20 protein-coding genes are annotated in these 21,836 nt (G+C 53.0%); 8 read left to right on the top strand and 12 right to left on the bottom strand.

What is annotated here, in order from left to right; genetic code table 11:
* Positions 1-56: 56 nt before the first annotated feature.
* Positions 57-551: a GNAT family N-acetyltransferase gene (locus A3841_RS15430; protein ID WP_073853521.1), complete on the bottom strand. Its 495-nt coding sequence runs from the start codon at positions 549-551 to the stop codon at positions 57-59.
* A gap of 113 nt (positions 552-664) precedes the next feature.
* On the opposite strand from A3841_RS15430, the gene A3841_RS15425 reads away from it, so the two are divergent.
* Positions 665-901 carry a hypothetical protein gene (locus A3841_RS15425; protein WP_073853519.1) on the top strand — a complete coding sequence of 79 codons (237 nt, stop codon included), beginning with the start codon at positions 665-667 and terminating at the stop codon, positions 899-901.
* 24 nt (positions 902-925) lie between these two features.
* Here the strand turns inward: A3841_RS15425 and A3841_RS15420 are convergent, their stop codons facing one another.
* From A3841_RS15420 to A3841_RS15390, 7 genes are all read right to left on the bottom strand, one after another.
* Positions 926-1,414: a CHRD domain-containing protein gene (locus A3841_RS15420; RefSeq protein WP_170866216.1), complete on the bottom strand. Its 489-nt coding sequence runs from the start codon at positions 1,412-1,414 to the stop codon at positions 926-928.
* A 220-nt stretch (positions 1,415-1,634) separates the two neighbouring features.
* The gene (locus A3841_RS15415; protein WP_073853515.1) at positions 1,635-2,732 is read right to left on the bottom strand and encodes an efflux RND transporter periplasmic adaptor subunit; all 1,098 of its coding nucleotides are present in this window, start codon (positions 2,730-2,732) and stop codon (positions 1,635-1,637) included.
* A 28-nt stretch (positions 2,733-2,760) separates the two neighbouring features.
* Positions 2,761-3,123 (bottom strand): four helix bundle protein, encoded by a 363-nt coding sequence (locus tag A3841_RS15410; protein WP_073853513.1) that lies wholly within the window; start codon positions 3,121-3,123, stop codon positions 2,761-2,763.
* Between the two features lie 45 nt (positions 3,124-3,168).
* Positions 3,169-4,419 (bottom strand): ABC transporter permease, encoded by a 1,251-nt coding sequence (locus A3841_RS15405; protein WP_073853511.1) that lies wholly within the window; start codon positions 4,417-4,419, stop codon positions 3,169-3,171.
* 203 nt (positions 4,420-4,622) lie between these two features.
* On the bottom strand, positions 4,623-5,867 hold the full coding sequence (locus A3841_RS15400) for an ABC transporter permease (RefSeq protein ID WP_073853509.1): 1,245 nt from the start codon (positions 5,865-5,867) through the stop codon (positions 4,623-4,625).
* A gap of 148 nt (positions 5,868-6,015) precedes the next feature.
* A complete protein-coding gene (locus A3841_RS15395; RefSeq protein WP_073853507.1) occupies positions 6,016-6,744 on the bottom strand; it encodes an ABC transporter ATP-binding protein in 729 nt (242 codons plus the stop codon).
* A gap of 326 nt (positions 6,745-7,070) precedes the next feature.
* Positions 7,071-7,286 carry a PLDc N-terminal domain-containing protein gene (locus tag A3841_RS15390; protein ID WP_073853505.1) on the bottom strand — a complete coding sequence of 72 codons (216 nt, stop codon included), beginning with the start codon at positions 7,284-7,286 and terminating at the stop codon, positions 7,071-7,073.
* Between the two features lie 84 nt (positions 7,287-7,370).
* Here A3841_RS15390 and A3841_RS15385 point away from each other — a divergent pair, with 84 nt between their 5' ends.
* Positions 7,371-7,949 carry a hypothetical protein gene (locus tag A3841_RS15385; protein WP_139307983.1) on the top strand — a complete coding sequence of 193 codons (579 nt, stop codon included), beginning with the start codon at positions 7,371-7,373 and terminating at the stop codon, positions 7,947-7,949.
* Positions 7,950-8,003: 54 nt separating this feature from the next.
* On the opposite strand, the gene A3841_RS15380 is transcribed toward A3841_RS15385, so the two are convergent.
* The 4 genes from A3841_RS15380 to A3841_RS15365 form a co-directional block, all read right to left on the bottom strand.
* Complete coding sequence (locus tag A3841_RS15380) at positions 8,004-8,795, bottom strand: pentapeptide repeat-containing protein (protein ID WP_073853501.1); 792 nt, start codon at positions 8,793-8,795, stop codon at positions 8,004-8,006.
* Between the two features lie 165 nt (positions 8,796-8,960).
* Positions 8,961-10,364, bottom strand: coding sequence for a dihydrolipoyl dehydrogenase (lpdA, locus tag A3841_RS15375; protein ID WP_073853499.1), 1,404 nt, complete (start codon positions 10,362-10,364; stop codon positions 8,961-8,963).
* Between the two features lie 302 nt (positions 10,365-10,666).
* Positions 10,667-12,250: a 2-oxoglutarate dehydrogenase complex dihydrolipoyllysine-residue succinyltransferase gene (gene odhB, locus A3841_RS15370; RefSeq protein WP_073853497.1), complete on the bottom strand. Its 1,584-nt coding sequence runs from the start codon at positions 12,248-12,250 to the stop codon at positions 10,667-10,669.
* Between the two features lie 98 nt (positions 12,251-12,348).
* Positions 12,349-15,105 (bottom strand): 2-oxoglutarate dehydrogenase E1 component, encoded by a 2,757-nt coding sequence (locus tag A3841_RS15365; RefSeq protein ID WP_073853495.1) that lies wholly within the window; start codon positions 15,103-15,105, stop codon positions 12,349-12,351.
* Between the two features lie 540 nt (positions 15,106-15,645).
* Here A3841_RS15365 and A3841_RS15360 point away from each other — a divergent pair.
* From A3841_RS15360 to aspA, 6 genes are all read left to right on the top strand, one after another.
* Entirely contained in the window at positions 15,646-15,942 is a 297-nt protein-coding gene (locus A3841_RS15360; RefSeq protein WP_073853493.1) for a WYL domain-containing protein, read from the top strand.
* Positions 15,943-16,080: 138 nt separating this feature from the next.
* On the top strand, positions 16,081-16,551 hold the full coding sequence (locus tag A3841_RS15355; RefSeq protein ID WP_073853491.1) for a very short patch repair endonuclease: 471 nt from the start codon (positions 16,081-16,083) through the stop codon (positions 16,549-16,551).
* 67 nt (positions 16,552-16,618) lie between these two features.
* Positions 16,619-18,355, top strand: coding sequence for a M28 family metallopeptidase (locus A3841_RS15350; RefSeq protein WP_073853489.1), 1,737 nt, complete (start codon positions 16,619-16,621; stop codon positions 18,353-18,355).
* A gap of 355 nt (positions 18,356-18,710) precedes the next feature.
* The gene (locus tag A3841_RS15345) at positions 18,711-18,941 is read left to right on the top strand and encodes a hypothetical protein (RefSeq protein WP_073854213.1); all 231 of its coding nucleotides are present in this window, start codon (positions 18,711-18,713) and stop codon (positions 18,939-18,941) included.
* Between the two features lie 136 nt (positions 18,942-19,077).
* Entirely contained in the window at positions 19,078-20,262 is a 1,185-nt protein-coding gene (locus A3841_RS15340) for a ribonuclease D (RefSeq protein ID WP_073854211.1), read from the top strand.
* 34 nt (positions 20,263-20,296) lie between these two features.
* The gene (gene aspA, locus A3841_RS15335) at positions 20,297-21,706 is read left to right on the top strand and encodes an aspartate ammonia-lyase (RefSeq protein ID WP_073853487.1); all 1,410 of its coding nucleotides are present in this window, start codon (positions 20,297-20,299) and stop codon (positions 21,704-21,706) included.
* Positions 21,707-21,836 lie beyond the last annotated feature (130 nt).

Genomic DNA, 21,836 nt, shown 5'->3' with positions numbered 1-21,836 from the left:
GAAAGAGGTAATGGCAAGTATAAGCACGAGCGGACGCTTGCGCCAGAAAAGAATAACTATACTTCCTCCTTCAACTCTAGCTCCATTTTAATATCTGCCCGCTCGTAAATGCTTGGCGGCATTGGCACTTCCACAAAGCCCAGGCGCTGGTAGAGGTTCAGGGCGGGCAGCAGGCTGCGGTTTGAGACCAGGTATACTTTGCGGGCACCCACGCGGCGGGCTCGGTCAATGGCGGCCTCACCCAGCATCTTCCCGATCTTCATGCCCTGCATTTTAGGGGCCACGGCCATTTTAGCCAGCTCAAACACGCCATCACCTTCATTCAGCAGCGCACAGGTACCAACCGGCTCCCCGTTGAAGAGCGCCATCAGGATATGCCCGCCTTTGTTGATAATATAGCCCTGCGGATCGCTGAGGGATTGGTTGTCGGCCTCCTCCATCACAAAGTGCGTAGAGATCCACTCGTGGTTGAGGTCGTAGAAGGCCTGCGCGTAGAAAATATTGAAATCAACAATCTGTATTGCGGAAGGCGTATTATAATGCTGTGCCATGGTTGCTGTAAGTATAAGTACCGCAAAGGTAAAAAATTGGCTCCAACTGGCCCAGTTTATACTTTATACTTCCGATGGCAGTATACTATGCTGCCGCATCCTCCCCACAAAGTATGGACGCTAACCTAAGCATGATACCGCTCTGGCTGCAACTGGCTTACACTGCCTTTGTGCTGGTGCTCACCTTCCTCCTCACAGACCCACAGGAGAACATCAATTGGGTGTTTGGTCCGGGCAAAAAGCCACAACATACAATTCCCGCCAAGCTATACTTTGCCATCGTGATGCTCATCTTCCCCGTAGGCGTATTTCTTCCCTCCCACTTGCTGCTGCAGTGGCTCTTTACCTGAACCTCCGAAGTATAAACTGCCCTTCTACGGAATCAAGTTGCCCCTGATCTCCCCGGCGGGGTAGGTGGTGCTGTGGATATTCACGTACCATAAACCTGCCTCCAGGTCGTCCTCCTCGGCCTCGGTTAGTTGGCGGGTGCTGCCAGTGATGGTGCCGCTGGAGCCCTGGTTAAAGCCTTCCTCAATGTCAATAACAGGTGGGGCGCTGGATTCGGGGTCCGCAGGGCCGTGAAAGTGCATGGCAGTGGTGGCATCGTCCGGGTTGCCCAGCTGCCAGGTGATGGTGTAGCGCAGCGTGTTATTCACGTCGTCGTATACCACATCCATCTCTCCTGCGCCCTCCGTAGCAATAACCGGCCGCTCGTTGGCCCCGGTCAGCGCCACGTTGTTGAACTCAATCTCATCATCCAGGCTGTTGTCGTCATCGTCATCATCGTCGCAGGCTGCCAGCAGCCCGCTCAGCACCACCACCAGGCACAGGGCCGGCAGCTTCAACATATTCATGCTTCTCATTTTCATAATCTTACGATAAATATCCAACATCACTTTATACTTATTTTACCCATTCATTTAATAGTTGGGGTGCCTGCCTGTCACTTATTCCGTAGGATATTTAAAGTATGCTACCAACAGCAGGTTTCTGGTAGTGTGGGAACTGGGCCGGAAACAGAAAAAGCGGGCTCATAAAGCCCGCTCTCTCCCTTTAAACAAACAACAAACACATTTTTAGAGCTTAGATCTGCACCGTGCCGGCTTCCGGCACTTTCACTTTTTCGTTCTTCTGCAGCCCCGATACCACCTCTATGTTGATGCCGTCGGAGATGCCGGTTTTGATCTTGCGTTTCTCGAACCGCTGCGGCGCCGTCTCCACCTCCACGTACGGCTGCTCTTTTTCAAACTTGAGCATACTTTCCTTAATGGCCAGGGCCTTATCGCGCTTGTCGAGCACAATGTCGGCGTTGGCGCTGTAGCCGGCCCGGATAAAATCCTTCTCATCCAGCAGCACCCGCGCCCGTATCGGGAACTTGATGGAGCCCTCCTCATCCACACCTTTCGGGGCGATGAACTCCAGCTTGGCGTTAAACACCCGGCCTTCGATGGCTCCGATGGTCAGCAGCAGGTCCATATTCTCTTTCAGTTTGCCCACCTCCGACTCATCGATCTTGCCCTCAAAGATGAGGCTGCGCATGTCGGCCACCGAGGCGATGGTGGTGCCCTCGTTAAAGTTGTTGCGCTCGATGATGGAAGTACCCACTTTCACGGGCACATCCAGCAGCATGCCATCGATGGTGGAGTATACCTGGTTGGATTGCTGCTGCCCGCGCTTGCGCGAGGAGCCTTCGCGCACCAGTTGCAGGTTGCTTTCGGCGGCAGAGAGCGCCTCCCGCTTCAGGTTGAAGTCGGCTTTATACTTTCTAAACTCCTGCTCCGGAATCACCCTGTCGGCATACAGCTGCTCATACCGCTTCAGCTCCCGCCCGGCTTCCTCAAAGTTCAGCCTGGCCGTCTGCAGCTGCGTTTCGGCATTGTTCACGCTTACCATGTTGGGCACGATGCGGATCTTGGCCAGCAGCTGCCCCTTTTTCACCAGCTCGCCGGCCTCCACGTACAGCTCCTCCACAATACCCGACACCTGCGACTTTATCTCCACTTCCTTGCGCGGCACGATCGCGCCCGTGGCCACCGTCTTCTTCACGATCTCGGTCTCAAAGGGTGCCTCGGTTTTATACACCACAGGATCGGTGTTGGCCTTGTTGTAGAAGTAATAGCCCAGCCAGCCCGAAAGGCCCAGGAAAATCAGGATGAATACGCCTAACAATACCTTTTTCATAGCGTCGTCAATTATCAATTACCAGTTATCATTTATCAGTTTTGATGCCTCTCGTGGTTCTTATACTTGAGAAGAGCATTTTGCCTAATTCATCAGCATCCGTAAACAAGCTTCGGTGCTGCTTCTCGTCAATATACCCTGTATCCTTTAGCAGGTCAGTCCAGTATTTCGTCTCCAGACATTCCTTATAAGCAATGGAAAGTTTGGAGGAGAACTCCGCATCTGAGATCGCGCCGTTGGCCTCTGCCACATTCGCGCCGATGGATGTACCGCTACGCAGCAGCTGCTTGGCAAGTATAAACTCCCGTTTTTCCTGCCCCAGGTACTGGTAAGCTCTTACCACCCTGATTGCAAAAGCATATGCTTTGTTGTAAAGTACATTCTCCTTCATGTGCATTATGATTGTTAATCGTTAAATGATCATTGTTAACTGAAATTACTCGTCTTTGAGCGCCACTACCGGGTTTACCCGGGCGGCTTTGGTGGCCGGAATCAGGCCTGCCAACGCGCCGGTTACCACCAGCAGCACGGTAGCTGTCAGGGCAATGCCCGGGTTTACCTCCGGGATGCCGAAGAAGCCCGCCTGCACGTCGTTTTCCCGCATCACATATTCGATGAGGGCGATAATGCCGGTGCCGGCCAGCAAGCCCACATAACCTGCCAGCCCGGTTATCACGATCGATTCCTGGATGATCAGGCTGATGATGGAGAGCGGCGTGGCCCCAAGCGCCTTGCGGATACCGATCTCCTTGGTGCGCTCCTTAACCACGATCAACATGATATTGCCCACCCCGATGATGCCCGCCACGATGGTGCCTATACTTACCAGCCAGCTAAAACCGGCAATGCCGGCAAACAGTCCTTGTACTTCCTGGAACTCCTTCTCCACGTTGGCCGAGCCAAAGGCTTTCAAATCGGTGGGGGCTACGCGGTGGCGCTGCATCAGCAGGGCTTTGGTTTTCTCCTCTATCAGGGCAGCAGGCACGCCCGGCTTGGGCACCATGGCCATAAAGCCCACTTTGTTTACCTGGTTATAGGTTTGCTGCAGGGCCGTGAGCGGGATGTAGATCACCTTGGCGTCCTCCACCACGTCCTCGCCCTTGCCCACGGGCTCAAAAGTGCCCACTACCTGAAAGTAGCTGCCCTTGATACTGATATACTTGCCTATCGGGTGTTTCTCGTTGGGGAAGAGCACCTCCAGCACGCGGGGCCCCACCACGGCTATTTTGCGCTTCTCCTGCATGTCGATCTCGTTCACGAAACGACCGGTTTTCACCTTCATCGGCTTTACAGAAAGCATGTCGGGCGTTTCGCCATTTACTGTGAAGGCCGAGCTCTTGTCTTTGTAGTTCACCGAAAAATCGCCCCAGAGTTGGCTGCTGGGAGCCACCACGCCCACCTCCGGTATACTTGCCCGGATGGCATCCACATCGTCGTTCGTCAGCTGGATGGTGCGGCCGGCGTTCATGCCCATATAAGGCACGCTGGTGCGTTGCGTCCAGATAAACACGGCGTTTTTGGCGATGTTAAACTCGCTGGTGATGCCGTTCTCCAGTCCTTTGCCCGCGCCCAGCAATACCACCAGCATAAAAATGCCCCAGAACACGCCAAAAGCCGTCAGTGCCGTGCGCAGCTTGTGCTTCTTGACGGTGTTGTATATCTCGGTCCATTTATCGATGTCGATCATACTTTTAATTTTGAATGAGCGAATGAGTGATTGAGTGAATGGTATCTAATTTTGAATGAGTGACTGAGTGAATGTTTTATTGTTAAATGGCTAATTGTTAGTTGTTGATTGTTGCTTTTATACTTTCAGAGTTATCCTGGATTAGAAGTCTTGGTACACGAAGTATAAATTCACTCAATCACTCAATCACTCATTCAAAATTCCTAATCTGCCCTCAGCGCCTCGATGGGTTTGATGTGGGCGGCTCGCAGGGCCGGCATCAGTCCGGCGATGGCCCCTGATATTACCAGCACCACCGTGGCCGACAGCGCCACCCGCAGGTCTACCTCCGGGCTGGCAAAGAACGGCAGCTCCGCCCCCGACGACACCAGCAGATGCTCTATCACGGCCAGGATCATGGTGCCAAACAGCAGCCCCAGGTAGCCGGAAAAAGCCGTGATCACCACCGACTCCTGCAGGATAAGGCTCACGATGGAAAGCGGCGTGGCCCCCAGCGCCTTGCGAACCCCAATCTCGCGGGTACGCTCCTTCACGATGATCAGCATAATGTTGCTCACGCCCACAATGCCGGCGATCAGGGTACCAATGCCCACAATCCAGACGAAGACGCGGATGCCGTTGAACAGGCCCTGCACTTTCAGGTATTCTGCCTCCGTATTCTCCACCCCGATGGCCATGTCGTCGGTTTCGGCAAACTTGTGGCGCTGGGCCAGCAGGGTGCGCAGTTTGTCTTCCATTTCCTTGGCCGGCACGCCGTCCTGAGCCGTCAGCAGCATCAGCTGCACCTGGTTGGGTTGGTTAAAGGCCGTTTGCAGCGTGGAGAACGGAATGTAGGCGCGCTCTTCGCGGCGGCCGCTGTTGTTACCGCGCACTTTAAAAGTGCCCACCACCTTAAAATGGATGCCCCGGATGTTCACGTACTCGCCAACGGGGTTCTGCTCTTTAAAAAGCACCTGCGCCACCTGCTCTCCCAGCACGATCACCTTGCGCTTCTCGCGCTCGTCGAGCTCGTTGAGGATGCGGCCCCGGAAAGCGCGCTCCCCATTTATCTCCATAAAATCCGGCGCGGCGCCAAACACCTGGTAAGAGCCGTTCTGGTCTTTGTAGTTGATCGTGTACTCGCCCCAGATGCGGTTGCGCGGCGCCATCAGGTTTAGCTCTAGTAGTTCGCGCTTGATGGCATCCAAATCCTGGTTGGTGAACTTGATCTCACGCCCGGGCTTCATGCCTTTGTGCGCCACGGCTGTTTTGCCGCTCCACACAAAAATGCTGTTCTTGGCCCCGTCGCCGAAGCGGTTCACCACGCCCTTCTCCAGTCCCTTCCCCACGCCCAGCAGCAGCACCAGCATGAAGATGCCCCAGAACACGCCAAAAGCTGTGAGGAAGGTGCGCAGCTTGTTTTTGCGCATCGTGCCCAGTATCTCCTGCCATTTATCGATGTCGAACATGCTTTTTAAATTTTGAATGAGCGGATGAGCGGGTGAGTGAATGGTTTATGGTTGAATGATTAAATGACTTAATTGCTGATTGTTGGGCCTTTTATACTTTCTGGATGCTTCTGGAGTGAAAGCCTTAATACACGAAGTATAAATTCACTCATTCGCTCAGTCGCTCATTCAAAATTCCATGCTCTACAGCAGCAGTTTCCAGCACGCCGTGGTCGTCGTTCACGATCAGGCCGTCCTTTAACCGGATGATGCGCTGTGTCTGGGCGGCAATGTCGTTCTCGTGCGTCACGATCACCACGGTCATACCCTTGCGGTTCACGTCCTTGAAGATGTCCATTACCTCGGAGGAAGTTTGGGAGTCCAGGGCGCCGGTCGGTTCGTCGGCAAGTATAAGCTTGGGCTGCGAGATAAGCGCCCGCGCGATGGCCACCCGCTGCCGCTGCCCACCCGATAGTTCGTTGGGCGAGTGATCGGCCCACTCCTTCAGGCCCACCATCTCCAGGTACTGCAGCGCCAGTCTGTTGCGCTCCCGGCGGCCTACCTGCTGGTAATAGAGCGGCAGGGCCACATTCTCCATCGCATTTTTAAAAGAAAGCAGGTTAAACGACTGAAACACAAAACCCAGGAAGCGGTTGCGGTAATACGCCGCCTTTGCCGCGCTTAGGTTTTTGATAGCCGTGCCGGCCAAGGTATAGTTGCCCCGGTCGTAATCGTCGAGGATGCCCAGGATGTTGAGCAGCGTGGACTTACCCGAGCCCGAAGCGCCCATGATCGATACAAACTCCCCTTCCTGAATCTGCATATCGATGCCCTTGAGCACGTGCAGCTTGTTTTGCCCAACGGCGTAGTACTTGTGGATGTCCTGGAGCTGTATCATAGGCAAAGCGCTTCTTCCTTTATTTTACGGTAGTATGCTATACAAGGTACCGATAGGTTAAATATTTTATTGCTTAATTTATACTTACAACGCTTTTCTATCGACTTAACATACATCCGCATCTACCAACAAGGTTAACAGCAGCAGCATTTTAGTAAGCAGGCAAGGGTGCTAAGTATAGAGCGGGCAAAAAGCCGGAAAAAATAAGGTGGCTTTGTGAAGTATAGATGCAGTGGCGGGCGCCATAGTTGCCTGAGGGACGAAATTAAAATAGAAAAGCCCCTCAGGTATTAGCTAAGGGGCTCCCGGTATAGGTTATACTGACCTTAATTCGCCAGTTTTCTGCGGCCAATAAGGTAGTAGAGGAGCAGACCAAAAAACGGCACCAGCAGCACCACCAGCAGCCACACCACCTTGTCGATGCTATCCTTGAAAGTGCCTGTGATGATTTCCAGCACAGCGTAGCCCCAGATTGCAAGAGGGATTAGCAGTATGAGCAATTCCATTAGTCCGAGACCACCGATAAAAAGAAAGTTTGCCATAGTTTCAGGGATTAGTTTAATGAATATATAATTTATAAATATAATATCAAAATCTCCGGCTGCGTAAGTACTATCATCCAAAGTATGCGGGCATTTACAAGTATGATGGAGCAGCCGTTGCCTAACCCTATTTTGTTTCACCCGCTCAAGCACCACCTGGGCTATCTGAGGGATTTTGCCGCCCAAAGTATAACGTGGCCGGAACCGGAGCTGCGAAAGGCGTTTCAGCGGATAGGCGGCTCCCAACTGGATCTGTACATCGGGCCGCTCCCGTCGCTACAGATCGCAGAGGAAGTGATTTTATACTTGCAGCAGCGCCACCTGCTCACGCCAGAGCCATACCGCCAGCACCTTGTCCCCGTCGGCTACCGCCTCTGCACCCTCTCCGACGGCTCCGCCTGGGCGCTGCGCTGGGGCCTGCACACAGGGCGGCACGTGCACCTGCATCCTGGCCGCTACTCGCTGCATACGCTGCGCATCAAGGCAAACCACCTCAAGACTGCCCTTGCTGTGACTATAGCAAGTATAAAGTATAATCAGCCTATCAGCCTGCAGCTGCTAAACCAGGTGCGGGCCGAGTGGCTGGAGCTGCCGCCGGTAACCGGTTATACTTCAGCGGAGGGCCTGGGCAAGGTGCTGGACCTGGTGCCGGGCAACGCGTAAACGAACAGCGCCACCCCCAGAGGAGGTGGCGCTGCCCGCACAAGTATGGTTTTCTTACCGGCTCATACTTTGCAGTGAGGCCAGCGTTACTTTCTGGTTGTTCAATTCGGTATACTTAAAATCGTTGCCTCCCCGGAAGCTGGCCCCTTTTATGTTGAAGTCGCCGGATACCTTCGTGTATTTAAAATTGGCCATACCATCGAACAAGGCCTTCTCGAAATTGGCGCTGCGGGCAAACTTCGCATACTTGTAGTTTGCCTCGCCCTTGTAGGTGGCCCCGGCAAAGCTGGTCCGTGCCGGAAACTCTACATACTTAAAGTTAGCTTCCCCGCCAAAGCGCACGTTGCTGAAGTTCACGCTCCTATCAAACTCGGCATACTTGAAGTTGGCCTCCTCTGCAAAGCGGCTGCTCATAAACGAAACATCGCCCTCGAACTCGCTATACTTAAAAGCTGCCTGCTGCTGAAACTGGCAGTTCTCAAACACTACATCCTTCTCAAAATGGGTGTTGTATACTTCATTCTTTGAGTTCTTCAGATTCACTGCGTTGTCCGGGTTAAAGTAGCCCAGCACATTGCCTGAGAAAGTGCAGTTGACAAAGCTGAGCGGCACCGTAACCGTGCTTACATATTCTTTCGTGTTATACTTGTTATCGCCTCCCTTCACCAGTTTCATATTCTGCAGTTTCGTCATGTCCAGATCGCCCGTGATCTCGGCATTCTGGTAGCTCACAGCCTCACCGCGGTTAATCTTAGCAAGGATTTCGGAGGCGTTTACTTTGGTTTGCGCCATACTCAGCAAAGGCAACAGCAACAGCGCGAGCAACAGGTGTACTTGTTTGTTCATCGTGATTTTTGGTTAGTGGATGGTATACTTCTTTTTTACTCTGTCCTTATAGATGAAGAGAGTACGGGGATGGTTGCCTGGCTAAGATAAAAATTTCCCTGAAAAACAAAAAAAGCGCCACCCTTTGCAGAGTGACGCTTTTATACTTTATACTTCTATACTTGCTTAGATGTGCAGCGCACGGTTGTCGGTAGCTGCCAGGCAGGCTTCCTTCATGGCTTCGGTATAGGTTGGGTGTGCGTGGCTCATGCGGGCAATATCTTCTGCCGAGGCACGGAACTCCATCGCTACCACTGCCTCCGCGATCATATCGGCAGCGCGTGGCCCGATCATGTGCACGCCCAGGATCTCATCCGTATCCTTATCAGCCAGCACCTTCACAAAGCCATCCGTATCCATTGAGGCCTTGGCACGACCAGACGCTTTGAACGGGAACGAACCGGACTTGAAAGCACGGCCCTGCTCTTTCAGTTGCTCTTCAGTAAAGCCTACGCCCGCTACTTCCGGCCAGGTATATACCACGCCCGGTATCAGGTTGTAGTTGATGTGCGGCTTCTGACCAACGATCTGCTCTGCTACCAGCACGCCTTCTTCCTCGGCTTTGTGGGCCAGCATCGCACCACGCACCACGTCGCCAATGGCGTAGATGCCCGGCACATTGGTTTCCAGGTGGTCGTTTACGGCAATCATACCGCGCTCGCCCACTTGTACGCCGGCGCTCTCCAGACCCAAGCCTTCCGTGTACGCCTTACGGCCCACCGAAACCAGCACGTAATCGCCTTCGAAGGTTACCGTTTCGCCTTTTGGGTTCTCAGCCGTTACTTTTACCATATCGCCCTCGTTGGTAGCGCCGGTTACTTTGTGGTTAAAGAAGAACTCGAAGCCAAGTGTTTTCTTGAGCACGCGCTGCAGCTCTTTGCCCAATGCACGGTCCATCGTCGGGATAATAGCATCCACGTACTCCACTACCTGCACTTTGGCACCCAGGCGCGCGTACACCGAACCGAGCTCCAGGCCGATCACACCGCCACCGATCACGATCAGATTCTTAGGAACCTCGGTCAGTGTTAAGGCCTCTGTTGAGGTGATGATACGCTGCTTGTCGATGGGCAGGAAGGGTAACGCCACCGGCTTAGAGCCTGTCGCGATGATGGTCTTGTCTGTTTCGATCTGCTGCTCTTTACCTTCTGCGTCTGATATTTTGATCGTGTTCTTGTTCACGAACGAGCCCAGGCCGTAGTAGGTATCGATCTTGTGCTTCTTCATCAGGTACGCAATGCCGTCGTTGTTCGACTTCACCACCTCCGCCTTGCGCTTGATCATCTGCTCGATGTTCACTTGCAGGTCGTTCAGCTCGATACCATGCGTTTTGAACGTATGCGCGGCATTGTGGTAGTGCTCTGATGAATCGAGCAGCGCCTTGGAAGGGATACAGCCCACATTCAGACAGGTACCACCCAGCACATTATACTTTTCTATGATCGCGGTTTTCAGGCCCAGCTGCGCACAACGGATCGCTGCCACATAGCCCCCAGGACCAGAACCGATTACGGTTACATCGTATTTCATGTGTTTTATACTTTGAGGAGAGTTATACTCTCGTTTTTTATACTTAATTGTCTGTATAGTCTACAGCTACTTTGGAAATAAGAGGAACGATTGTCATCCCCCTACCCCCTTCAAAGGGGGACACTCGCAGATGTAACTTCCGAAAGTATACTTCAAATTACACTTTCAGAAAAGTCCCCCTTTGAAGGGGGTAGGGGGATGATTTACATCTGCAGGCAAACACCTCTATGGTCCCCTCAAGGGGACAGTAAAAAAGGAGGAGCAAACTTATGCGCTTACCCCTCCTTCCCTATCTCAATAAATTATACCCCGAGAAGTAATCTCATCGGATCTTCTAAGAGCTCCTTCACGCGTACCAGGAAGCTTACCGACTCGCGGCCATCGATGCTGCGGTGGTCGTAAGAAAGCGCCAGGTACATCATCGGGCGGATCTCCACCTGGCCATTGATGGCAACCGGGCGCTGTATGATGTTGTGCATGCCCAGTATAGCTGACTGCGGCGCGTTGATGATCGGCGTAGACATCATGGATCCGAACACACCACCGTTGGTGATCGTGAAGGTACCACCTGTCATCTCCTCGATAGAAAGTTTCCCGTCGCGAGCCTTCTTGGCTAGGCGCACTACTTCTTTCTCGATGCCATCCAGCGTCAGGCTTTCTGCGTTGCGGATAACCGGCACCACCAGGCCTTTCGGTGAGGAAACAGCGATCGAAACATCTACGAAGTCATTAAAGATCATGTCGTTGCCATCGATCTGCGCATTTACCGAAGGCCACTCCTTCAGGGCAACGGTACAAGCCTTCGTGAAGAACGACATGAAACCCAGGCCTACTTCGTGCACCTCCTTGAACTTGTCTTTATACTTGGCGCGGATGTCCATGATCGGCTTCATGTCTACCTCATTGAAGGTGGTGAGCATGGCCGTTTCGTTTTTAACCGTTACCAGGCGGCGGGCAACTGTTTTGCGCAGCGAGCTCATTTTCTCGCGGCGCTGGTTTCTCTCGCCAGTGGCGGCAGGAGCCTCAGCGGCAGCCTCCTGCTTAGGAGCAGCGGCAGCGGCTGGTTTGGCAGCGGTTTTCTGTGCGCCCATCGCGTCCTCCTTCGTGATGCGGCCATCACGGCCGGAGCCCTGCACATCAGCGGCGTTTATACCTTTCTCAGCCAGGATTTTCCCGGCAGCCGGAGACGGCGTGCCCGAAGCATAGGTTTGTGCGCCGGAGGGAGCATCAGCCTTGGCGGCCACCTGTTGCGTTGCCTCTTCCTGCTTGGCTGCGGCCTGCGCGTTGGCCTTAACATTTCCGGCACCCGGCACGATCCTGCAAAGCAGCCCGCCTATCTCTACGGTGTCACCTTGCTGCGCCACAATCTCCAATGTACCTGCGGCCTCGGCTGGCAGTTCGAACGTTGCTTTGTCAGACTCCAGCTCCGCGATCACCTCATCCATCTCCACATGATCACCATCTTTCTTCAGCCAGCTGGCAATGGTAACCTCTGTGATAGACTCGCCTACGGTTGGCACTTTCATTTCCACGGCCTCGCCGGCACCGGCAGTAGCGCCCGCTGCTGGCTGAGCAGCGGCTTGTGCCGGGGCTGTTGCCTGCGCCGGAGCGGCTTCTTGATTTGCAGCAGGGGCTGCTGGAGTTGCAGCGCCATCCTGGTCTATTCTGCAGATCACAGCACCGACATTTATCGTGTCGCCTTCCTGCGCTACAATGCGTAAAATGCCTGCGGCTTCGGCTGGCAGTTCGAATGTGGCCTTGTCAGATTCCAGCTCTGCGATCACCTCATCCATCTCCACACGGTCGCCGTCTTTCTTCAGCCACTGGGCTATCGTTACCTCAGTGATCGACTCACCTACGACAGGCACTTTAACTTCTAAGCTCATATTTTATCAATTATGAATTACGATTTAATAATTACGAACGAATGATGAGTAATGACTAATATCGGATCAATTAATCATTACTCATCATTACTTATACATTAAATAGCGAACGCGCGGGCGATCAGCTCCTGTTGCTCCTTGGCGTGCACTTTCAGGTAGCCGGTTGCCGGTGAGGCGCTGGCTTTACGGGCCACCACGTCCTCCACGCCGTTGCGCATGATGCGCAGGATGTACATCCAGGCGCCCATGTTCTCCGGCTCTTCCTGTACCCAGTACACTTTGGCGTTTTTATACTTGCCAAGCTCAGCCTCCAGCTGCACTTTCGGGAACGGCGCCAGCTGCTCCATACGGATAATGGCTACATCCTTGCGGTTGTTCTTCTGCTGCTCTTCCAGCAAATCAAAGTATACTTTGCCGGAGCACAGCAACACTTTCTTCACTGCTTTAGCCGATGCATACGTATCGCCGATCACTTCTCTGAAGCCGCCCGTTGTAAAGTCCTCCACAGGAGAAACCACGGCCGGATGGCGCAGCAGCGACTTTGGCGACATGTTGATGGCCGGCTTGCGGAATGGCAATGCCAGCTGGCGACGCATGAAGTGGAACAGGTTAGCAGGCGTAGTGATGTTGGTAACGAAGATGTTGTTCTCAGCGGCCAGCTGCAGGAAGCGCTCGGGGCGCGCGTTGGAGTGCTCAGGTCCCTGGCCTTCGTAGCCGTGCGGCAACAGCATCACCAGTCCGTTCATGCGCTGCCACTTAGACTCCGTGGAAGAGATGAACTGATCGATCATCACTTGGGCGCCGTTGGCAAAGTCACCGAACTGGGCTTCCCAGATTACGAGCGCATTCGGGTTAGCCATGGCATAGCCAAACTCAAAACCCAGCACGCCATACTCTGAAAGCAACGAGTTATAGATCTCAAACGAGCCCTGGTTCTCCGTCATGTGGTTCAGGTTGTTGTAGGCGGCGCTTGTTACGGCGTCGTGTAACACCGCATGGCGATGCGAGAACGTGCCCCGCTGCACATCCTGACCGGAGAAGCGAACTATCCTGCCATCCAGCAACACCGAACCGTAAGCCAGCAACTCGGCGGCGGCCCAGTTCAGCTGCTTTGTCTCAAAGAACATTTCTTTGCGTTCCTTTAGCAGCTTTTCGATCTGCTTCAGCGGCTTAAAGCCCTGTGGCAGGGTAGTGAGGGCCTTCCCTACTGTCTCGATGGCTTCTGCGGTAATGCCTGTTTCAGGAGACTGGTTAAAATCTTCCGGCGTGGAACGGCGCAGCGACTGCCACTCCTTCTCCAGCACCTGGTAGTTGTACGGCAACGGCTTCTGCTTCACCATGTCCAGGCGGTCCTGCAACAGGTTGCGGAACTCCTTGTCCATACTTTTCGCCAGTTCAGCGTCAATCTCCCCATGGCTGATCAGTTCTTTGTTGTATACCTCGCGCGGGTTCGGGTGCTTCGAGATGATGTTGTACAGCTGTGGCTGCGTGAACTTCGGCTCATCCGACTCGTTGTGGCCATGGCGGCGGTAGCACACCATGTCAATAAAGATGTCGTTGTTGTAGCGCTGGCGGTACTCCATGGCCATGCGCATCGCAAACACCACTGCCTCCGGGTCGTCGCCGTTCACGTGCAGTACCGGCGCGTCAATTACTTTGGCAACATCCGTAGAGTAGATAGAGGAACGGGCATCCTCGAAATCGGTGGTAAAACCAACCTGATTGTTGATCACAAAGTGGATGGTGCCGCCGGTGTTGTAGCCCTCCAGGTTAGCCATCTGCGTTACCTCGTACACAATGCCCTGACCCGCCAGGGCCGCGTCGCCGTGTATCAGTATTGGCAGTACCTTGTCTATGTCTTTGTCATACATGCAGTCAATCTTGGCACGCACAAAGCCTTCTACCACCGGGTTCACCGCCTCCAGGTGCGAGGGGTTCGGGGCCAGCTTCAGGTTAACCTTTTTGCCGGATGGCGTTACCACCTCTGAGGAGAAGCCCATGTGGTACTTCACGTCACCATCGCCCATGGTCAGGTCCGGCACGGCCGTGCCCTCAAACTCGGAGAAGATCTGCTCGTAGGTTTTACCCATGATATTGGCCAGCACGTTGAGGCGGCCACGGTGCGCCATGCCAATCACCACTTCCTCCACGCCCAGTTCAGAGGCCTTGTCGATAGCGGCATCCAGGGCCGGGATGGTTGTCTCGCCGCCTTCCAAAGAGAAGCGCTTTTGGCCCAGGAACTTCGTGTGCAGGAAGTTCTCAAACACCACCGCCTCGTTCAGCTTGGAGAGAATGCGTTTTTTATACTCAATGCCCGGGTTAAAACTCAGGGAATCCTGCTCTACTTTCTTTTTGAACCACTCCAGCACCTCCGGGTCGCGGATGTACATGTATTCAAAGCCGATGGGTCCGGCGTAGATCTTTTTCAGGGCCGCCTCGATGTCGCGCAGCGTAGCCGGCCCGATACCGATGATTTCCCCTACCTTGAACACCGTGTCAAGGTCGGTCCCCGTCAAACCGAAGTCGGAGAGGTCCAGCCGTGCCTTGCGGTCTTTGCGCTCGCGCACCGGGTTGGTTTTGGAGCGCAGGTGGCCGCGCGTGCGGTAAGCGTGGATCAGGTTGCGCACGGCAACCTCTTTCTCAGACTCGCCGGCTACCACTACCTCTTTAGCAGGAGCAGCCGCTGCGCCTTCGGCAGCCTCGTGGCCGTTCTCGCCGTAGGTTGTGGCAAACTCGAACCCTTCAAAAAACTTACGCCACCCGGCATCTACTGATTCCGGGTCCTGCTGGTAGGCTTTGTACAGCCCGTCGATGTAATCGCCATGCGCATTGGCGATGTAGGTATATTTATCCATAGTATAAACTACTGCATGTGATGGAGGCAAAGTTAGAGGTATTATTGAAATTTCAAATTACTCATATTCGCATGAGCAAATATCACTTATAATCAAGCACAAATGTACTATTATCTTACCCTATATCGCCTGTAACAGTTGCATTTTATGCATCTAAACCTCTAAAGGAGCGTAATGTTCGAAAGATGCAGCAACGGGAGGATTCTATACTATTATCCTGGCGCTAAGGCTCCCCAGAGTTCATGCAGCAGGCCTGTCCCGGCACTTTAGGAGCAGCTGGAAGCAAAACCGGAGCTTACCGGGAGTTATGTTTTCCGTAGACATAGGCTTTGGCTCCTGCTGCAGCCATAATCCTCAAAGAATATTTAAATATTTAAACGTAAAAACTATAGTTACTTTAGCCCATGTTATTTCCTGTTATACCATCAAATGTATGATCACCTTTATACGAGGGAAGGTAGTTCGGTTTTATGAGCTAGAAACGTGAGGCTGCTAGGGAGCAGCAATGCAGACATTATTGGTCCTAAACTATAGGAAACTATGTATAGCTATCTGCTGGAAGAACTATCGAAAGCAATTGGGGCCAGGCTCTTGGTTAGCTTCGAGTATGAGAACGAAAGCCTTGTGGTGGAGCCGCACCTGCTGGGGCAAAATAAGCAACACGAGTCCTGCCTGCTCGCCTGGCGCACGGCCAAAAACGGGCAAAAGCAGGGGTGGCAGTGTTTCCTGCTGAGCCGTATGCAAAACACCAGGCTCACGGACGAGCGGTTCAGCAAAAAGCGCCCCGGCTACGACCCTTACGACAATTCCATGTCCCGAATTTACTACCGCATCTGAGAACGGACTTTTTTATACTTCGCGTACGCCTCTCCAAGTTATGAAGAACGCCTGCAGCCGGGCAAAACAGGCCAACGGCAAGTATAAACTATACCTTGCTGCTTTGTGTTGTACTTGCGCTAGAAGTATAACACAGCATTGCCGAAGAAGAGAAAGTATAAAAGGCCGCAGCCCCCGCTGACGGCGCAGGAAAAGGTGAGCCGCTGCATGCGCGGCAACAAAGCCAAAGACACGCAGCCTGAGCTTAAGCTGCGAAGGGCGCTGTGGCAGGCGGGGCTGCGCGGCTACCGCGTGCACTGGCCTAAAGCCCCCGGCAAGCCCGACATCTGCGATCCTGCGCGCCGCCTGGCCGTGTTTGTGCATGGTTGCTTCTGGCACCGCTGCCCCTACTGCCAACCTGCGCTTCCTAAAACAAACGCCGCCTTCTGGCAACACAAGTTAGAGGCCAACGTGAAGCGCGACGCAAAGTATAGGCGCATGTACCGCGAGGCGGGCTGGCAGCGCCTGGTGGTGTGGGAGTGCCAGCTAAAACAAGGCCAGCAAAGTATAGTTTCCCTTATCCGCGAACTGCACAGCGGCGTGCCCGAGAGCTGGGAAGTAGCAGCTTGAGAACTACATACGTATAAAGTATGGATTTTTCACTATCTTGAGGGGACACTAAGCGATACTTTACTCTATGAAGAAACACATTCCGCTGCTGGGCCTGCTCGGGCTGCTGGCCATGGGCTGCAACGAGAACTCCCGACAGGTAAGCGAGGCCGAAAGAGAGACCTCCTCTGCCACCGCCGACAGCACCAACCTGCAGCCTGCCCTGCAAAGCATTTCGGCCGATAGCCTGCTGGCCCACGTTACCACCCTTGCCTCCGACGAATTTGAGGGCCGCGCCCCTGGCTCTGTTGGGGAAGACTCCACGGTGGCCTACCTCACCCGTCACTTTAAGCAGCTGGGCCTGCAGCCGGGCAACCCGGACGGCAGCTTCGTGCAAAAGGTGCCGATGTTCGGCTACACGCCAACGCCAAAGGCTACCCTCACCGCCAACGGCAAAAACATACCGCTCAGCTTTCCGGATGATTACGTGGCCCTTACCCGCCGCTATGTTGAGGGGGTTGAAGTAAACAACTCCGATCTGGTGTTTGTAGGCTATGGCGTGGTGGCGCCCGAATTTGGCTGGGACGATTATAAAGGCGTGGACGTGAAAGGCAAAACGATCGTGATGCTGGTTAGCGACCCGCCGGTGCCGGACCCTCAGAACCCCGAGCAGCTGGACAGCACCATATTTGGTGGCAAAGCCATGACCTACTATGGCCGCTGGACCTACAAGTATGAGATCGCCGCTGAGAAAGGCGCGGCTGCCGCTATTATCATCCACGAAACCGGCCCGGCCGGCTATCCTTATGAAGTAATCTCTGGTAGCCACAGCCGCGAAGGGTTCGAGATCATCACCCCGGATAAAAACATGAACCGCTCTGAGGTGGAGGCTTGGATCACGGAGCCCAAGGCGCGCGAGCTGTTCACCGCCCTCGGCCGTAACTTCGATGAGTTGAAGGAGGCCGCCAAAAAGAAGGATTTCAAGCCTGTTCCGCTGAAGGCCACGGCCAGCTTCAACATCAAAAATGAGCTGCGCGAAGTACAGTCGCAGAACGTGATTGCCAAGCTGGAGGGCTCTGACGAGGAGCTGAAGGACGAGTATGTGATCTATACGGCGCACTGGGACCACCTGGGCAAGGACCCAAGCCTGCAGGGCGACCAGATCTACAACGGCGCCTTGGATAACGCCACCGGTACCGCCGGCCTGATAGAACTGGCACGAGCCTTTAGCCAGATGGAGACCAAGCCGAAGCGCTCCATACTTTTCCTGGCGGTTACTGCCGAGGAGAAAGGCCTGCTGGGTTCTAAATACTACGCCAGCAGCCCGCTCTACCCACTCGAGAAAACCGTGGCCGTTATCAACATGGACGTGCTGAACGCCTATGGCCCTACCGAGGACGTGGTAGTGGTTGGCTACGGTAACTCTACGCTGGAGGATGTGCTGGCGCAGGAGGCAAAATCGCAGAACCGCCGCATCGTACCGGAGGCCACGCCAGAGACCGGCTCCTTCTATCGCTCCGACCATTTCGAGTTTGCCAAGCAGGGCGTGCCGGCGCTCTACGCCGGCTCGGGCGTGGTTGCCCGCAACCAGCCAGCCGATTATGTGAAGCAGTGGAAAGAACGCTACACCGCCAACGACTACCACAAGCTATCGGACGAGGTGCGCGATGACTGGAACCTGGAAGGCGCTGTAGAAGACCTGCAGTTGTTCCTGCGCGTTGGCTACAGGGTTGCCAACACAGAGAAATTCCCGGAATGGAAAGAGGGCACTGAGTTCAGGGCCAAGCGAGAGGAGACCTTATCCCGCGCAGCGCCCTCCAACTAAAGTATAAAGTATAACCACGTATAAAGTTGCTGTTGAGAGGCCTGTCGCTTAGCGTGGCAGGCCTTTCTCTATTCAGCGTACTGTAGCCTTGTCATACTTCTGATACTGCCCTTCTGATGTAGCACCTTTTTTAAAGTATAGCCGATTGATTCAGATCAAATCAAACTCTATACAAGTAAAGTTATACTCTGTCTTTCATCGCTACTTCTGCATTTTATTCACTCGCACCGAGATACTGCCGGCTCACTGTTGAGAATCACCTCTTCACTTTAAAATAGTCTACTTTATTCTATCCATGGGGTTACTTCTTGGGGGCCACCGTATAAATAAGTACAAAATCAATTTATACAAGATTATGAAAAAGATTTGGAAATTCGCCTTCGCCGCTTTTGCAGCCTTCGCTTTTACGGCTTGCGGCACCGATAATAATACAACTACCGAGTCAGACACTATGGAAACCACTGATGAGGTAGAAACAGATATGGATATGGAACTGGATGAAGACACTACGATTGTGGTAGAAGACACTACCGTGGATGATGGTGTTGCCGATGAGATTAAGGAAGAACAGCCTCCTGTACAATAACAGACACAAACTTTCATTCAGAAAGTCCCTGCCCGTTTAGGCAGGGACTTTTTTTATGTCCGGTGATGGTACGGCCGGACGCAAAAAGAAGGCGCCGGAAAGCAGCATATGCCTTAAAACATTTTTATATTTAGGAATGGAAAATACAACGCTGATACATGATGGCGTAACGATAAAATTAGTGGAGCGGCAGGAGCAGTTGCAGGAGTTGGTCATACTTCTGAATCAAAGCAAGGAACTAGGCCTTGACCTGGAGTTTGACCAGAACCGCTTTACGTATGGTTTTAACCTTTGCCTGGTGCAGATTGCCGATGAGAGCGGCGTTTGCTACATTATAGATCCTTTTGCCATCCCCGATCTGCAGTCCCTCTTCGACCTGTTCGCTAACCCTGCGGTCACCAAGATCATTCATCACTCCAACAATGATATCCTCCTGCTCAGCAAGATGGGCTGCCATATTAAAGGGGTGATGGATACGGACGTGGCGGCCAAGGTGCTCAACTATGAGCGCTCCTCGCTGGCGACGGTGCTCAAGGAGGAGTTTAACATCGAGATAGACAAATCCCAGCAGTCAAGCAACTGGAACAAGCGCCCCCTGACAGAGGCACAGCTGCAGTACGCAGCCATAGATGTGATGTACCTGCACCGCGTTAAGGCCAAGCTTTTGACTGAAGTGGAGCAACTGGGTCGCCTGCACTGGCTGGAGGAGGAAAACCAGCTGCTCGAATCGCTCACATACTCCGAGCCCACTAACCCGCACCTGAAACTGCGCAACGCCTACAAGCTTAATTACTACCAGCAGTACATTCTGAGGGATCTGTTTGCCTTTCGTGAACAGATGGGAAAGCTGTTTAACAAGCCTGCCCCTTATATTATCCCCAACGATGCCCTTGTGGAGTTAGCCAACAACCCTAACACGGATATTCATGAGTGGCTGAACCACACACGCGGCATACACGGAGGCCTTAAGCGCTCCAGAAACGAGAATCTGCTGAAGGATGCTATCCGCGACGCTAAAATTGCCGCCAAAGAAAACAACATCAGCCATGATTACCCTGAAAGCCGCTGGCAGCGACCACTTCGCACTCCGGAAACGGAGCAGCGCAAGGAGGAGCTAACAAGGGTGCAGAAACAGATAGTTGAGAAGTATGGAGAGTATGCTGCACGCCTTATTATTACCCAGAGCGTTATAAACGATTACTGCTTTACCGGCGAGCTACGATGCACCAAACAATACGCTGCTGCCATCGTTATGTCTACGGCGCAGGAGCTAGGTATAACTCTACCCGCCCCTGTACAAAAAGATGTACCTGATAACTGACTAAATCAAATCATTTCACCAATCACCTTACATCATGAGCGAGTTCAGAACGGAGCATGACTTTCTGGGAGAAATGGAGATACCCAACTCCGCCTACTATGGCATCCAGACGACCCGTGCTTTAGATAACTTCAATATCACAGGCCTTCCTATTTCCAGGGAGCCACTCTTCATCCAGGCTTTCGGTTACGTGAAAAAAGCGGCAGCCTTGGCTAACCGCGATTGTGGCGTGATCAAGCCAGAGATTGCGGAGGCTATTTGCAAAGCCTGCGACAAACTTATTGCCGGTGAATACCTGGATCAGTTTGTAACTGATATGATACAAGGCGGCGCCGGCACGTCTGTTAATATGAACGTGAATGAGGTGGTGGCAAACCTGGCTTTAGAAATACTCGGCCATAAAAAGGGGGATTACGACATTGTGCACCCCAACAACCATGTTAACTTCTCGCAATCCACTAACGACGCCTATCCTACTGCCTTCCGGCTGGCCTTGTATCGTAAGATCGAAAGTTTTATAGAAAGCCTGCAGGCACTACAGGAATCCTTTGCCCGTAAGGGAGAAGTATTTAAGGGGGTACTGAAGATGGGACGCACACAGTTGCAGGATGCCGTGCCAATGACTTTGGGAGCAGAATTTAATGGATTCTCTACCACCATTAAGGAGGATATCCAGCGCCTGAACGAAGCCAAAATGCTTATCTGTGAGATCAACATGGGAGCTACTGCAATTGGCACCTCCATCAACGCTCCTGAGGGATATCCGCAAATAGTAACAGAGCACATTCGCAACCTGACAGGCATACCCGTTGTACTTGCTGAAGACCTTATTGAGGCTACTTGCGATACAGGTGCCTACGTGCAGGTATCCGGAGTGCTGAAAAGAATTGCTATAAAGGTATCTAAGATCTGTAACGACCTGCGTCTGTTATCTTCCGGACCAAGAACCGGTATAAACGAGATCAACCTGCCGCGCATGCAGCCGGGTTCTTCTATCATGCCGGGCAAGGTAAACCCTGTTATACCTGAGGTTGTGAACCAGACAGCTTATTATGTAATAGGAACTGATATTACTGTAACTATGGCCGCTGAAGCTGGGCAACTGCAACTGAACGTGATGGAGCCGGTAATTGCCTACAGTTTATTCAGTTCTCTCACTTATATGGAGAATGCCTGCTACACCCTCACCAATAAGTGTGTAAATGGAATTACCGCCAATGAGGAGATCTGTGCCAATATGGTGATGAACAGCGTTGGAATAGTAACAGCGCTTAACCCTATTCTTGGCTATGAGGAGTCTGCTTCTATTGCAAAAGAGGCATTAGCCACCGGTAAGTCTATTCACGTTATCACTGTTGTAGAGCGTAAAAGAATTACACAGGAAAAGTGGGAGGAGATTTTCTCGCTGGAGAACCTGATCAACCCGCGGTTCATCAACAGCTGAGTTTTCCAGCATTTCATGTTACCATACTTGAGGCCCCATCCTTTTAGGTTGGGGCCTTTGCTTTGGCGTCTGTGGCCGGGGCCTTTGGGGGGTGGGGTATAAAAAGAAAAAGGGGCAGCGGGATTTCTCC

This window comes from Pontibacter flavimaris, from assembly GCF_001907195.1.
GTDB lineage: Bacteria > Bacteroidota > Bacteroidia > Cytophagales > Hymenobacteraceae > Pontibacter > Pontibacter flavimaris.
This window is presented reverse-complemented; position numbering and strand designations above follow the sequence as displayed.